The sequence below is a fragment of the Aeromonas sp. SCS5 genome, assembly GCF_001887375.1.
GTDB classification, from domain to species: Bacteria; Pseudomonadota; Gammaproteobacteria; order Enterobacterales; family Aeromonadaceae; genus Aeromonas; species Aeromonas jandaei.
In genome coordinates, this window is sequence record NZ_LFCS01000008.1 from 1 (window position 1) to 14399 (window position 14399).

Below are 14399 nucleotides of genomic sequence, written 5' to 3' on the forward strand. Positions count from 1 at the left end.
CCGCAAATCGCCATCGTAGTCGGCCCCGATGGGGAGGAAATTTACTGTGACGAGCACGGCCGGGTGAAGCTGCAGTTCCCGTGGGACAGATATGGCAGCGCCAACGACCAGAGCTCCTGCTGGGTGCGAGTGAGCCAGGGCTGGGCCGGCGGTCAGTACGGCATGATGGCGATTCCGCGTATCGGCCACGAGGTCATTGTTAGCTTCCTAGAGGGAGACCCCGACCAGCCTATCGTGACCGGTCGCACCTTCCACGCCACCAACCGGCCACCGTATGAGTTGCCCGCCAACAAGACCCGCACCGTGCTGCGCACCGAAACCCACAAGGGCGAGGGTTTTAACGAGCTGCGCTTTGAAGACCAGGCGGGACAGGAAGAGATTTATATCCACGGTCAGAAAGACCTGAACGTGCTGATAGAGAACGACGCCGCCTGGCATATCAAACATGACGAGCATCGCGACATCGACTTTGATCGGGTAACCCGCATCAGAAAGGTGCCGGGCAAGGATGGTGCTCCGCCCAGCCTCGGTAATGACCACCTGACAGTTGAAGGTGAAAAACGCGACCACATCAAGGCGGACTATTCGCTGACAGTTGATACCTCCCTGCATCAGAAGCTAGGCCAATCCCTGTTGGTGGAAGCGGGTGAAGAGGTGCATATCAAGGTGGGTGACAAGCTGGTGCTGGAGGCGGGCTCCGAGATCACTCTCAAGGGCGGCGGTAGTTTTGTGAAAGTTGACCCGAGTGGCATCAAGCTGGTCGGCCCCGCCATCAAGCTCAATGCCGGCGGCAGCCCGGGCTCTGGCTCTGGCTGGGCTGGTCAGGCTCCCGTTACTCCCAAAGGGGTTGAGGTGGTCAAAGCCCCAGAACTGGTTGAACTGGTCAAGGCGATTGCCACCGAGAAGGCGATGGAGGCGCTCTTGAAAGACGAGAAGCCCGCTGCGTTCTATCTCTTTTCTGAATAAGGAGAAAGCATGAAGTTTGCATTTCCCATCCTCACAGCCACAGGGGAAGAATTCAAAGATGTCAAAGCCCTGACAGCACTTATTAATGGCGAGAAATCCGGTCATTATCTCCTGGGCAATCACAACAAGTGGCATGGCGGTATTCATATCAGCGACCAGAGTGCCCCCTGGTGCAAAGATAAATATCCTGTCAGAGCCATTGCTGACGGCAAAGTTGTGGCTTTTCGGATGATGAAGGATTATCTGACCTCTGAATTTCAGGGGGAGTCACTGCGTTATTCCAACTGCTTCTGCCTAGTCCAACACGAATATTGTGAAATAAATGCAGAAACAAAAGCTAAAAACGAGTTCACCTTTTATTCGCTCTATATGCACCTGTTGCCTTGGAATAAGTACCAAAGAACCGATACACTGGTGCTAAAAAAAGGTTGGAATGCTCGCAATTCCGTTCCCCACGCGAATCCTGATGCTGAGCAGCAGCGTGCCGATGCAGTCTTGCCCCGTTTCACTTTGCCTAAAGATACCGAACTGGAAATGGATAGCAGCACGCCATCCCAAAAGGGGAGTATCGGGGGCAAGGAGTATGATTTCATCAAGGTAAAGATCAAGAGCAAGCTGTCCAATGCCCAGATAAAAGAGGCTGAAAAGGCTGGCGTATTGGTCAGTGAAGGGAGTTCAGTCTGGATCGCCAATAGCCCGGATGCCGTGACCTTTATCAAGCCTAATGTGCCAACCTGGCTATTCGATCAGATAGATGCAGAGCTATTGAAGGATATGCCTGGGTGTGCAGACCCTGTTCTGGATGATAAAAGTGGTCGCTTGAGGGCCGGCAGTGGCAACGTCTTACTGCCAGCTGGCACCAAGTTGCAGTATGATGCGCACCAACTCGAATTCCATTGGATTGGTGATAAAGCGTGCAAGATGGCCAGATGCAAATATGTAATGCCGAGTGGGGGCGGCACTCAGGGGAATTGTGGTCTCGCCTGGGTGTGCGTAGAAGATGAATTTATCAAGGCTAAAAGGCTTCCTCCCTCCCATCTCGACGAGCTATATGTGCTGCCATCTCCCGTGGCAATTGCTGCAGGTGAAACCATAGGCTATCTCGGCTTGGTGGAAACGCCAGGGTCCCTGATTGGGGGCAAGCAGAGCAAGCATCAGGTTCATCTTGAGGTGTTTACCCAAGATCCTCGTCTGGACGATGTTCTGGCCAACAAAGCCGAAACAAAAGGCGGTGCAACCTATGCTAAAGTGCCTGCCGATGTGATCCTGCATGAGAAGAAGAGTGAGGGGGGACAATCCAAGTGGGTGGCAACCAAGGACAAAAGTCAGGAAGTGTTGGTTGAATCACCCAAGTTGGAAAAGGATGCTGCCAAGCAGGAGTGGGTCTGTGTCTCATCAGATAAATATGTCAAGAAAGAGCAAGTTGAGTTATTGAGTCAACATGACTGGTTGAAGATCGGTTTTAAAAAGGTCGATGGCTCAGGCTCTGACGGCTATCTGGATCCTGACGCGCCCTCCACCTTCTTTACCGAATTGGTAAAGAGTTTCGATACTGATAAGAATGGTGAGCTTAGCAGTGAAGAGATACAGACCGCTCTACAAAATAACGGTAATGCCGAACAACTTCATAATCTAATTGTGAAGCATCCCAGTGAATGGTACGAAAAATCATCAGGCAGTAGCTATGAATGGTTGGATAATCTTATGACCAAGATTGGCCTGCCAGACTTTGATTTATTAGTTGATCATGAAAAGCAGCGTATCGATAAGCTGGAGTGGATGCAGAGTGCCGCTAAATTAAAACTTGGAGAAAACATATGGCATTTTCATCCGATGGGGATAATCGGACTGATAAATAATATAGAAAACAACCTTATTACATTTGAAATGGTGTTTGCTGCTAATTTGAACCAAGGGCGAGTTAATTGCGAAAAAATTCTTCCATACTTAAATAAATATGCTCGTATTTATAATTTAAGGGATATGAGAGCGCTTGCTCACTTCTTATCTCAGGTCGGCCATGAATCTAACTTTGTTCCAATTAGTGAAAATTTAAAATATAGTCCTAAGGGTATGAGGAGGATTTTTGGTTGCAAAGGTGGGCCCAAAAATTATGATCCTTTGAAGGATGATGCTACTAAGGGAAGGTTAAGACCGAAACTCTGGACAGAAGAGAGTAAGTATGCATCTAACCCAGAGGCTCTAGGAAGTTATGTTTATGCTAGTAGAGAGGGAAGCGGTAACGGCGATGAAGCATCGGGTGATGGTTATAAATATCGCGGCAGGGGATTAATTCAAATAACATTCAAGGATACATATAAAAAATTCACAAAAGAACACAATAAAAGAAACCCTGAGGATTTAAAAGATTTTGTGCTTTCTCCTGACGATGTGCTTGATCTTGGATATGCTACGGAATCAGCATTTTTCTTCTGGTTTGTATATAAAAAAGACTTAAATAAGGTCGCTTCTATAGGGACTGTTAGTGAGGTAACTAAAATTGTAAATGGTGGGAAGAATGGATATGATGATAGACTGATGAGATTTAATTCTGTTGCTTCTGTAATTGGTATAAATAAAAGCAGTGAATAAAGTGGTGGTTTTCATGAATATACGCAAATGTCTTTTGGTTATTTTTACGTCTTTTGTATGTTTTTTTTCTTATGCGGGAGAGGTAATACAAGGTCCCTATAAAATAAGTCATGACACAGATTCTATTAGTGTGGAAAAAAGTAGCGATGAAGATTGTCCTGTAAACCTAATCGTATCTGGTAATAAGACATCCTATGTTATGGATAAGTTATGTATCAATGGTGATTTTCCAAATGTTAGGAGTGTTTTTTTTGCTAGGTTGGGAGGTGTAAACTATATTGGCACAATCGTTTCTTGGTATAACAAACATCAAGCTGAAGGGATAGATCAAACGGATTATCAGGTGACTATGTACAAAAAAAACAAGAGCGGGATTTATGTAATTGATAAAGAAAAAAACAATGATGCATCTTTTTATGGAACAGAAGATGGCACTGGTGATGGAAGTTATAGGTTTAATACCGCTTCGGCAGTAAAAAAATATTTAATGGGGAAGTATAACTAGGGTAGATAAAACTAGGGCAGGTGCGAATCGAATAAGAGCTCGATTCTAGTGATTACTAGGCATCGGCCAATAGTCTGGCTTGCGTGACTTTAGTGTATATTTCCTGCTGTATCAATTTCAGCCTCATCTTAGTGTATGGCCGGGGGGGGGGGGGGTAGCCATCCTATTATTTGTAACAATGGTCAGATTATCCGCAAGGTCGGCTCTAGCAGATAAAAAGAAACCCGCCATGGGCGGGTGGAAGGATTGCAACACTAACCAGGAGGAGGTGTTATCAAGTAGACCCCGCTTCTTCGGTAATAGTTCAATTTTATTGAAGTTTTTTCGATTTCTTCGCGGGGTTTCCATCGGGATCTGCGGGGGAGGATAGGTTATCATTCTGCTCCCGTCATCCGGTTGCAGAGGATCTATGCCCGCGTTCTCCTGGTTAGCGCTCTTTTTCGGCGCCTTCTATTTTGTCTACGGCGCTTACTTGCCGTTCTGGTCGCTCTGGCTGGAGGGGGTGGGCGTCAGCGCCGAGATGATTGGTCTCCTGCTGGGGGCGGGGATGGCGATCCGCTTTGCCGGCAACCTGATGGTGATGGGACAGATCAAGGGGGCGGGCCATCTGCTGCCGGTTACTCGATTGCTCTCCCTGCTCAGCCTGCTCGCCTTCCTTGGTTTCTATCTCAGCCATCACCTCTGGTGGCTGGTTGGTCTCACCCTGATTGCCAACTTTATCTACCCGACCCTGATGCCGGTGGGTGAGGCGCTGGCAACCCGCATGGTGGTGCAGGCGCATATCGACTACGGCAAGGTGCGGCTGTGCGGTTCGTTTGCCTTTATCGTTGCCTCGACTTTGGTGGGGGCGCTGGTGGGCAACTTCGGCAGCGACTGGATTTTGCACACCATGGTGGCGGGGCTGGTGCTGATGCTGCTGCTCAGCTGGCTGCCACTTAGTCCCGCGCCACAGGATGTGCAGGGGGAGCGCGCCAAGGCATCCTTGCTGGCGACCCTACGCAGCGCGCCGGTGCGCCGCTTCCTGTTGCTGACAGCGCTGCTGCAGGGAAGCCACGCCGCCTATTACGGTTTCAGTGCCATCTACTGGAAGGCGCAAGGATATAGCGGCACCATCATCGGCTATCTCTGGGCGATCGGGGTGGTGGCCGAGATCTGTATGTTCGCCGCCGACAAGCGCTTCCTGCAACGCTTCGGGGCGCAGAGCCTCTTTATCGCCGGAGCCATCGGTTGTGTGGTGCGCTGGGTATTGCTGGGAGCTTCGACCGAGCTGTGGGTACTGGTGCTGGGGCAGCTGCTCCACGCGGTGACGTTCGGGGTGAGCCATCTCGGGGCGGTGCGCTTCATGACCCGCCAGCTACCGGCCGAGCAGTTGATCCCGACCCAGTCCCTTTACGCAGCGCTGGGTCTTGGCATGACGGTGGCGGCTCTGATGGCACTCTGCGGCGTGCTGTTCGAGCCACTGGGCGGCGGCATCTTCTTCCTGATGGTGCTGGTGGTCTTGCCGGTTTTCTTCCTGCGGCTGCGCCCCTTTGTGCCCTCTGCGCAGGAGAGTGCTCCATCCTGATATCTGTCTATCTGAACCATCACCTGGAAAAAGGGAGAGCCACGGCTCTCCCTTTTTCGTTGCTGCGGTTTGCGGTGTTACTGTGGTTCGCCAAGATAGCGGCGGCTGAGGCGGCGCCAAGTATCCGAGCCGATGGTGCCGGCAAGCAGTTCACTGGATGCGGCATCAAAGCGGCCATCCGTTAGCCAGCCCAGTTGGGGCAGCAGTTGGGCCAGCGTCACGTCATTGTGCTGCAGCTCCCGCTCCAGCGCTTCCCAGAAGGCGCTCCCCTTGACGTAAAAGAGCGGGTAGTAGGAGCGATCGCCAGCCATCACCTCGCGAGCTGCCCGATAGAGGCCACTCTCGCTATGGGGCAGCTGTTTGCCCCGCTCGGCCAGCTCGTTGACCGCCGTGACCTGATGCAGCCGAAAGCGGCGCAGTGCCTTGATGGCGAGGTACTCGGCGAGGCTCTCTTCAACCCAGGTGGGCTGTGGCGTCGAGCTGCGGGCGTTAAGAATGTGCGCAGCCTCGTGGGCCGAGGTGCGCAGCAGGCGCAGGGGCGCCTGTGGCGTCGGCTTGCCATTCATGGTTGGGTAGTTGGCGACAAACACCTGATCCCCGGCGGCTCCGCCAAGAGAGCGGGTCGCCACATCTCGCCCGAGCCACACCAGTTGCCATGGATGAGTGGGCGGGGCCACATCGAGCTGAAAGGCCAGATAGTCGATGATCTCATTCAGTTGTTGCTGCAAGGCCGGCAGATCGAGCTGGTTGGCAATCTCGTCATGGCTCAGCACCAGCCGCGGATCCGGTTTGGTGACGGGCACAGTTTGCAGACCAAATGGCAGGATCAGCGGTGGCTGGTTGACATCCGGTAACGGTTGGCAGCTGCCATCCGGCAGACACACCTTCCCTTGGTGGCTCCCCTGCTGGCGCACAAAGTTACCCCACTCGGTCAATAGCCACTGGTCGGGGGCAAACAGCAGCGACTGTTGAGCCGAGGCATCCGCCCCCAGCGCTGGAGCTGGTGTGAGAGTGATCTGCCAGCCAACCTCTTTGCAGGAGAAGGGCTGGTTGAGGGCTACCGGCTGGTTGTCTGCAAGGCAGACCAGCGCGGGGGAAACCGGCGTGGCACTGCCCGGCAACTGGCGGGCGGGGAGCAGGGTAAAAGGGGGCTCGCCCTGCATGGTGAGGCGCACTTGCAGCACATTAGCGCTGGCGTCCTGTTCGACAAGGTAGCGGGGGCCGCTCGCGTCATCGCTGGCGCAAGCCCACAACGGCAGCAGCCACAGGGCAAACAGGGTGATATGACGACTCATAAGGGGTTAGCGCTCCTGCTCGTAGCCCAGCAGATCGCCGGGCTGGCACTGGAGTTCACGGCAGATGGCCTCCAGAGTGGAGAAGCGCACCGCCTTGGCGTGGCCATTCTTGAGGATCGAGAGGTTGGCTTCGGTGATGTCGATGCGCTGGGCCAGTTCGCGAGCGGTCATTTTGCGTTCGGCCAGCAGGGCATCGAGCCGGATGATGATGGGCATGGGATCCTCACACCGTCAGTTGCTGTTCATCGGCCAGCAGTTTGGCCTCGCGCATGACCAGTGCCAGCGCCAGCACGATCAGTCCCGCCAGCAGTACCCGGAAATCGGAGGTACTCAGCGCTATGGTACCGAGTACTTCCGGGCCTCTCATGGTGAGCACCGTATCCAGCAGGGGCAGGTGGATCAACTCGACCACGAAGGTTGCACAGAGCAGCAGCCCGATTTGCCGGTAGCGGCGGATCTGCTCGAAGGTGAAGAGCAGGCCGTGGCGGTAGCCACGAAACAGCTGGCGCAGTTGCCAGAGCATCATCATGAAGACCAGATCCGGCAACAGTTGTACCAGAGTGCCGAGCAGCCGGGTGGAGAAGTGCAGTGGATAGTCTGCCGGGTTGATGCCGGGACGGCTCAGAATGGTGTTGAGCTTCTCCTGCAGCAAATCGGCGCCACCGAAGGGGGTCCACACCTCCAGCAAGGTGATCAAAGGGGTCGCCAGCAGAGCCAGTAGCAGCAGCCATTCGATCAGCATGCTCGAGCGTTCGAGTTTGTTGGATATCATCTCATTCCTCACCGTGATGGGTTTTGTATGAAAGGTAAAGTTTATCGTTTATCAATATTCATAGCGGCAATGTTTATTGTTTTGCGATATACAGTCAAGGCAAAACTTATTGAAAAACGATAATTTCAATCTGTCTGAAGGTGATGACTTTTAGCGGCCACCTCTCTAGACTGGCCGAACCTGCATACAAATTCTCAACATGGACAAGGGGTTGCAGATGCACCAGGGATGGTTGCTGATCGGATTGTCGCTCTCCTATCTGGGGCTGCTGTTTCTGATCGCCTTCGTGGCGGACAAGCACAAGCGGCATCGAATGAAGGGGCAGCCGCTGCTCTACAGCCTGTCGCTGGCGGTCTACTGCACCTCCTGGACCTTCTTCGGCACCGTGGGGCAGGCGAGTGAATCACCCTGGTCGCCGGTGCCCATCTATCTCGGCCCCATGCTGGTCTTTCTGTTTGGCTGGCGGCTGCTGGCGCGCCTCATTCTGGTGGCCAAGCGGGAACACATCACCTCCATCGCCGACTTCATCGCCGCCCGTTACGGCAAGTCCCAGCGTCTCGCCATGCTCATCGCCCTTATCGCCATCATGGGGATCCTTCCCTACCTGGTGCTGCAGCTCAAAGCGATCGTGACCGGGCTCGATCTGCTGATGGTCAACAGCGCAGGGACGGGGCACGCCAGCGCCATATCGGGCAATACCGCCGAACTGGCGCTCGGGGTCGCCATGCTGCTGGCGTTGTTCAGCATCCTGTTCGGCACCCGCCATCTCGATGCCACCGAGCACCACAGAGGAATGGTGGTAGCCATCGCTTTTGAGTCGGTGGTGAAGCTGCTCGCCTTTATCTCGGTGGGGGGCTTTGCCCTCTGGCTCATTCTGAGCAAGCCGAGCCCGGCACGCAGCGAGGTGGCGGGACACTTCTTCGATGCGGTGATGGCGGTGACGCCCGGCAGTCTGCTGGAGCTGGCCATCTACACGGTATTGGCGATGTGCGCGGTCATCTGCCTGCCGCGCCAGTTTCATGTGACTGTGGTGGAGAACAATCAGGGGCAGGATCTGCACTGGGCGCGCTGGATCTTCCCGCTCTACCTGTTCGTGATGGGGCTCTTTATCTGGCCGCTGGCGCTGGCTGGCAAGCAGTGGGTGGGGGCGGACATGGCCTCCGACACCTATGTGATCAGTCTGCCGATGGCCCTTGGTTTTGACGGGGTCGCCATGCTCGCCTTCCTTGGCGGCACCTCGGCGGCGACCGGCATGGTGATCGTCTGCACCATCGCGCTGGCCATCATGGTGAGCAACGATCTGGTGCTGCCGGTGCTGCTGCGCCGTTTCTGGCAGCAGGGGCGCGATGAGCGGCTGGTGCGGTTGCTGCTGCAGGTACGTCGTGGCGCCATCCTGTTGATCCTGCTGGCGGCCTGGTTGCTCTACCTCTGGCTTGGCGATCTCACCAGCTTGTCGCGCATCGGTTACCTCTCCTTTGGTGCCGTGGCCCAGTTTGCCCCAGCCCTGCTGCTCGGTCTCTATTGGCGGCACGGCAATCGCAAGGGGGTCTATCTCGGCCTGATCCTCGGCGTGAGCCTCTGGTTCATCACCCTGCTGGCGGAGAGCGGTCTGCTGGCCGGCTCACCGCTGGAGGCGTTGCTGGCACCACCCGATTGGCCCGCTTTTCGCGATCTCAGCCTCGGGGCCTGGTGCATCTTCCTGAGCCTGCTCTTCAACCTGCTTGGCTATGTAGCGGGCTCGCTGCTCTCCCGTCCGGCGGTGAGCGAGCGGTTGCAGGCGGCCAACTTCGTCGGCAAGCCGAGTCGCGATACCACGGCGCTCTATCAGGCGCGGGTCTCGGTGAAGGAGCTGGAGATGCTGGCCGCCCGCTTCGTCGGGTCGAGCCGGGTCAAGCGTGCCTTTGGTCGCTTTGCCGGTGAGCATGGCGGCACGCTGGCACCGCAGATGCAGGCGTCGGCCGAGCTGATTGCCCATACCGAGCGGCTGCTGGCCGGGGTGTTTGGCACCTCGTCGGCGCGGCTGGTGCTCGCCTCTGCCCTGCAGGGGCGCAACATGCAGCTCGAGGAGATCGCCACCATAGTGGACGAGGCCTCTGACGTATTTCGCTTCAACCGCGGTCTGCTGCAAGGGGCGATCGAGCATATCGGGCAGGGGATCTCGGTGGTGGATCGGGAGCTCAAGCTGGTGGCGTGGAACCGGCGTTACATTGAGCTGTTCCACTATCCGCCCGGGCTTATCCAGGCGGGGCGCCCCATCGAGGAGATCATCCGCTACAACGCACTGCAGGGGCTGTGCGGCCCCGGCGATATCGAGGAGCATGTGGCGCGCCGGGTCGCGTTTATGAAACGGGGCAGTGCCCATATCTCGGCGCGGGAGCGCCCCGATGGCCGGGTGATCGAGATGCAGGGCAATCCCATGCCGGCAGGCGGGTTTGTCATGACCTTTACCGATATCACGCCGTTTCGTGATGCCGAACGGGTGCTGCGCGAAGCCAATGAACATCTGGAGGCGCGGGTCGCCGAGCGTACCCGCGAGCTCTCCGAACTCAACCGCCAGCTGCTGCTGGTGAACCAGCAGGTGGAGCGGGCCAATCAATCCAAGAGCCGTTTTCTGGCTGCGGTCAGCCACGATCTGACCCAGCCCCTCAACGCGGCCAAGCTCTTTACCTCCTCCTTGCTGGAGATGCTGCCGGCCGAAGAGGAGCCCGCCCGCATCGCCCGCCATATCGACGATGCGCTGGGGGCGACCGAGGATCTCATCAGCGATCTGCTCGATATCTCGCGCCTTGAGGCGGGCAAGTTCAAAGCCAAGAAACTCGACTTCGCCCTGCACGATCTGTTCGACAACCTGAAGGCGGAGTTCGGGGTGCTGGCGCAGGCGGGGGGGATCCACTTCTCGGTGGTGGAGAGCAAGCTGGCGGTGCACAGCGATGTGCGCCTGCTGCGCCGGGTGCTGCAGAACTTTCTCACCAATGCGTTTCGCTACAACCCGGGCGGCCGGGTGCTACTCGGCTGCCGCAGGCTGGGGAGTAAGATCCGCATCGAGGTGTGGGACAACGGCCCCGGCATTCCGCAAGACAAGCAGGAGGCGATCTTCGACGAGTTCTCCCGCCTCGATCACTCCCGTACCGCCAGGGAGCAGGGGCTGGGTCTGGGGCTCGCCATTGCCCGCGGCATCTCGCTGGTGCTGGGCCATCAGCTCACATTGCAGAGCTGGCCGGGCAAGGGATCGGTCTTTGCGGTGACCCTCAATCTGGCCACCCGGCCGGTGGCTGCCCATCCGGTTGCCGCGCCCGCTCTGCGTGACAGCCAGCTGGAGGGGGTCAGGGTGCTCTGCATCGACAACGAGCGCGATATTCTGGCGGCGATGAGTTCACTGCTTGGCCGCTGGGGCTGCGAGGTGCGCTGCGCCGTCGATCTGGCCGAGGCCGAGGCGCTGGTGGCAGAAGGGTTTGTGCCGAGACTTGTGCTCTCGGACTATCACCTCGACGACGGCAAGACCGGGCTGGAGGCCATTGCCGCGCTGCAGCAGGCTTGTGGTGACGAGCCGGGGGGGATCATCATCAGCGCTGATCGCAAGAGCGAGCTGCAGGCGCAGATCCGCGAGCGGGGATACGGCTACATCAGCAAGCCGGTCAAACCGCTCAAGCTGCGGGCCCTGATGAACAGCTTGTTGTTGCCGGTGCAGTGAGCCAGCTCACAAAATTAATCAAATGATGGAGGGATGGGAGTGGCGCGAAAGGGGGAGGGATAGAGGCTGATGTCGGAATAATCCTCACCATATCGAGCCAGTTCCCCTGAAACGAGTCCCATCACCTGTCATTTTTACTAGGTAGCACTTCGCAAATCGCCCCCCTATAGTCGAGGGGCGATTTTTTTTGTCGCGAATGAAGTGTGTTAAGGGCAAACCGGTCGAAAGGCCGGGACGCAAAGCTTCCGGTCTAAGGGTCAGCAGTACCTAAGATAGCGGGGCCACCACAGGTTGTTGCGCTCCTTTTGCCAAGGAGGAGCACTGCTGTCTGCGTTACCTGTCAGGCGCGTCGCCCTTTTCGTTGCAAACAATAACGAAATAGGGAAATACAACAAATGCCAAGTCCAAAACCTACCTTGCTGGCCCTTGCGGTCGGTCTTTTCTGTACCTCCGCCGCTTACGCGGCTGCGCCCGGCAAACCCACCATCGGCTGGGGCCCCACCAAGTTCGCCATTGTCGAAGTCGATCAGGCGGCAACCTCCTACAACAATCTGGTCAAGGTGAAAGATGCCGCCGATGTGGAGGTGAGCTGGAACCTCTGGAGCGGTGAAGTTGGCCAGACTGCCAAGGTGCTGCTCGATGGCAAGGAGGTGTGGTCTGGCCCCTCCGCCGCCGCAGGCACCGCCAAATTCAAGGTGAACAAGGGGGGCCGCTACCAGATGCAGGTGGCCCTCTGCAATGCCGACGGCTGCACCCTCTCCGACAAGAAGGAGATAGTGGTCGCCGATACCGATGGCAGCCACCTTGCACCGCTCAAGGCTGCGCTGCAGGAGAACAACAAGCCCTACGCCAACAAGTCCGGCAAGGTGGTGGGCACCTACTACGTGGAGTGGGGCGTCTACGGGCGCAAGTTCACCGTGGACAAGATCCCGGCACAGAACCTGACCCACATCCTCTATGGTTTCACCCCCATCTGTGGCGGGGATGGCATCAATGACAGCCTCAAGGAGATCGAGAACGGCAACAGCTTCCAGGCGCTGCAGCGTGCCTGTGCCGGCCGGGCTGACTTCAAGGTGGCGATCCACGATCCCTGGGCTGCCGTCCAGATGCCGCAAAGCGGCCTGACCGCCTATGACGAACCCTACAAGGGCAACTTCGGCGCCCTGATGGCGCTCAAGCAGGCCTACCCCGATCTCAAGATCCTCCCCTCCGTCGGCGGCTGGACCCTCTCCGATCCCTTCTACTTCCTCGGCGACAAGAGCAAGCGCGATACCTTCGTCGCCTCGGTCAAAGAGTTCCTGCAGACCTGGAAATTCTTCGATGGCGTGGACATCGACTGGGAGTATCCGGGCGGACAGGGGGCCAACCCGAAACTGGGCAGCCCGAGCGATGGTGCAACCTATGTGACCCTGATGAAGGAGCTGCGCGCCATGCTCGACGAGCTGGAGTCGCAGACTGGTCGCAAGTATGAGCTCACCTCCGCGGTTGGCGCCGGTTACGACAAGATTGAAGATGTCGATTACCGCGCGGCCCAGCAGTACATGAGCCACATCTTCATGATGACCTACGACTACAACGGCGCATGGAGCAATACCGAGCTGGGTCACCAGACCAACCTCTACGCGGCGAGCTGGGATCCCAACACCAAGTACACCACCGACAAGGCGGTCAACCTGATGCTGGCGCAGGGGGTTGACCCCGGCAAGCTGGTGGTCGGTGCCGCCATGTATGGCCGTGGCTGGACTGGCGTGAGCGGCTATCAGGGCAACAACCCCTTCACCGGCAAGGCGACCGGCAAGGTGAAAGGCACCTGGGAAGATGGCGTGGTCGATTACCGTGACATCGTCAACAACCGCATGGGCAGTGGCTGGGAGAAGAGCTACGACGAGGTGGCCGAGGCTCCCTATCTGTTCAAGGCTTCGACCGGTGATCTCATCACCTATGACAACGACCGCTCGGTCAAGGCCAAGGGGCAGTATGTGCTGGCCAACAAGCTGGGTGGCCTCTTCTCCTGGGAGATCGATGCCGACAACGGCGACATCCTCAATGCCATGCACGAGGGGCTGGGTCACGGTGAGGGAACCACTCCGCCAGCCAACAAGCCGCCGGTGGCCAACGCGGGCAGCGATCTGAGTGTCACTGGCCCGATCGAGGTGACGCTGAACGGCTCCGCGTCCCACGACCCGGAAAATGGCGCCCTCACCTATAGCTGGAAGCAGGTCTCCGGCCCGCAGGCTGCCCTGCTGGATGCCACTCAGGCCAAGGCCCGGGTTGTACTTGATGCCGTGTCTGCCGACATCAATCTGGTGTTCGAGCTGGCAGTGACCGACGACCACAACCTCACCGCCCGCGATCAGGTGGTGGTCACCAACAAGGCGCCACAGCCCAACCTGCCGCCACTGGTGAGCCTGCCGGCCACCGCCTCCGTGGAGTCCGGCAAGCAGGTGACCCTCAAGGCGACCGCGTCTGACCCGAACGGCGATCCGCTCACCTATCAGTGGACGGTGCCGGCCGGCCTCACCGCCAGCGGTCAGAACAGTGCCACTCTGGTGGTCACTGGCCCGAACGTCACCAGCGATACCGCCTATGACCTGAGCCTCACCGTCTCCGACGGCGCGCTGGATGCCAGTGCCGCCACTCGTCTGACGGTCAAGCCGGTCAGCGGTGGTGGCGGTTGCTCGGCCACCGACCCTGATGCCGCCAACTGGCCTGCCTGGCAGGCGAGCAAGGTTTACAACGGTGGTGACAAGGTGAGCCACAACCAGCTGGTGTGGCAAGCCAAGTACTGGACTCAGGGCAACGAACCGAGCCGCACTGCCGATCAGTGGACGCTGGTGAGCAAGGTGCAACTGGGGTGGGATGCCAATATCGCCTACAACAGCGGTGACCTGACCAACCACAATGGTCGCCAGTGGAAGGCCCAGTACTGGACTCGCGGTGATGAGCCCGGCAAGGCTGCGGTCTGGCAGGATGTCGGCGCCGCCAGCTGCAAGTAATACCTCCCGCTTGATGAC

9 protein-coding genes and 1 riboswitch are annotated in these 14399 nt (G+C 57.4%); of the genes, 6 read left to right on the forward strand and 3 right to left on the reverse strand.

Translation table 11 applies throughout. The features are described 5' to 3' along the window. The 4 genes from tssI to BS300_RS11710 form a co-directional block, all read left to right on the forward strand. A partial coding sequence (gene tssI / locus BS300_RS11695; protein ID WP_143241772.1) for a type VI secretion system tip protein TssI/VgrG occupies positions 1-966 on the forward strand: 966 nt, incomplete at its 5' end. Positions 967-975: 9 nt separating this feature from the next. After that, positions 976-3558, forward strand: a complete 2583-nt coding sequence (locus tag BS300_RS21500) for a hypothetical protein (RefSeq protein WP_239693824.1) — start codon at positions 976-978, stop codon at positions 3556-3558. A gap of 13 nt (positions 3559-3571) precedes the next feature. Then, positions 3572-4063 (forward strand): hypothetical protein, encoded by a 492-nt coding sequence (locus BS300_RS21100; protein WP_143241773.1) that lies wholly within the window; start codon positions 3572-3574, stop codon positions 4061-4063. A 409-nt stretch (positions 4064-4472) separates the two neighbouring features. Next, on the forward strand, positions 4473-5627 hold the full coding sequence (locus BS300_RS11710) for a 3-phenylpropionate MFS transporter (RefSeq protein ID WP_071912948.1): 1155 nt from the start codon (positions 4473-4475) through the stop codon (positions 5625-5627). Between the two features lie 77 nt (positions 5628-5704). Here the strand turns inward: BS300_RS11710 and BS300_RS11715 are convergent, their stop codons facing one another. The 3 genes from BS300_RS11715 to BS300_RS11725 are packed head-to-tail and all read right to left on the reverse strand — an operon-like array spanning position 5705 to position 7694. Next, positions 5705-6922, reverse strand: a complete 1218-nt coding sequence (locus BS300_RS11715; protein ID WP_071912950.1) for a hypothetical protein — start codon at positions 6920-6922, stop codon at positions 5705-5707. 6 nt (positions 6923-6928) lie between these two features. Further along, positions 6929-7138 carry a helix-turn-helix transcriptional regulator gene (locus BS300_RS11720; RefSeq protein WP_033112641.1) on the reverse strand — a complete coding sequence of 70 codons (210 nt, stop codon included), beginning with the start codon at positions 7136-7138 and terminating at the stop codon, positions 6929-6931. 7 nt (positions 7139-7145) lie between these two features. Beyond that, positions 7146-7694 carry a DUF2975 domain-containing protein gene (locus BS300_RS11725; protein WP_041210868.1) on the reverse strand — a complete coding sequence of 183 codons (549 nt, stop codon included), beginning with the start codon at positions 7692-7694 and terminating at the stop codon, positions 7146-7148. Positions 7695-7911: 217 nt separating this feature from the next. Between BS300_RS11725 and BS300_RS11730 the strand changes: the two genes are divergently transcribed. Then, on the forward strand, positions 7912-11385 hold the full coding sequence (locus BS300_RS11730) for a PAS domain-containing hybrid sensor histidine kinase/response regulator (RefSeq protein ID WP_071912952.1): 3474 nt from the start codon (positions 7912-7914) through the stop codon (positions 11383-11385). A 201-nt stretch (positions 11386-11586) separates the two neighbouring features. Next, positions 11587-11674: riboswitch (cyclic di-GMP riboswitch) on the forward strand. Positions 11675-11780: 106 nt separating this feature from the next. Beyond that, the gene (locus tag BS300_RS11735; RefSeq protein WP_071912954.1) at positions 11781-14381 is read left to right on the forward strand and encodes a glycosyl hydrolase family 18 protein; all 2601 of its coding nucleotides are present in this window, start codon (positions 11781-11783) and stop codon (positions 14379-14381) included. Positions 14382-14399: the final 18 nt, after the last annotated feature.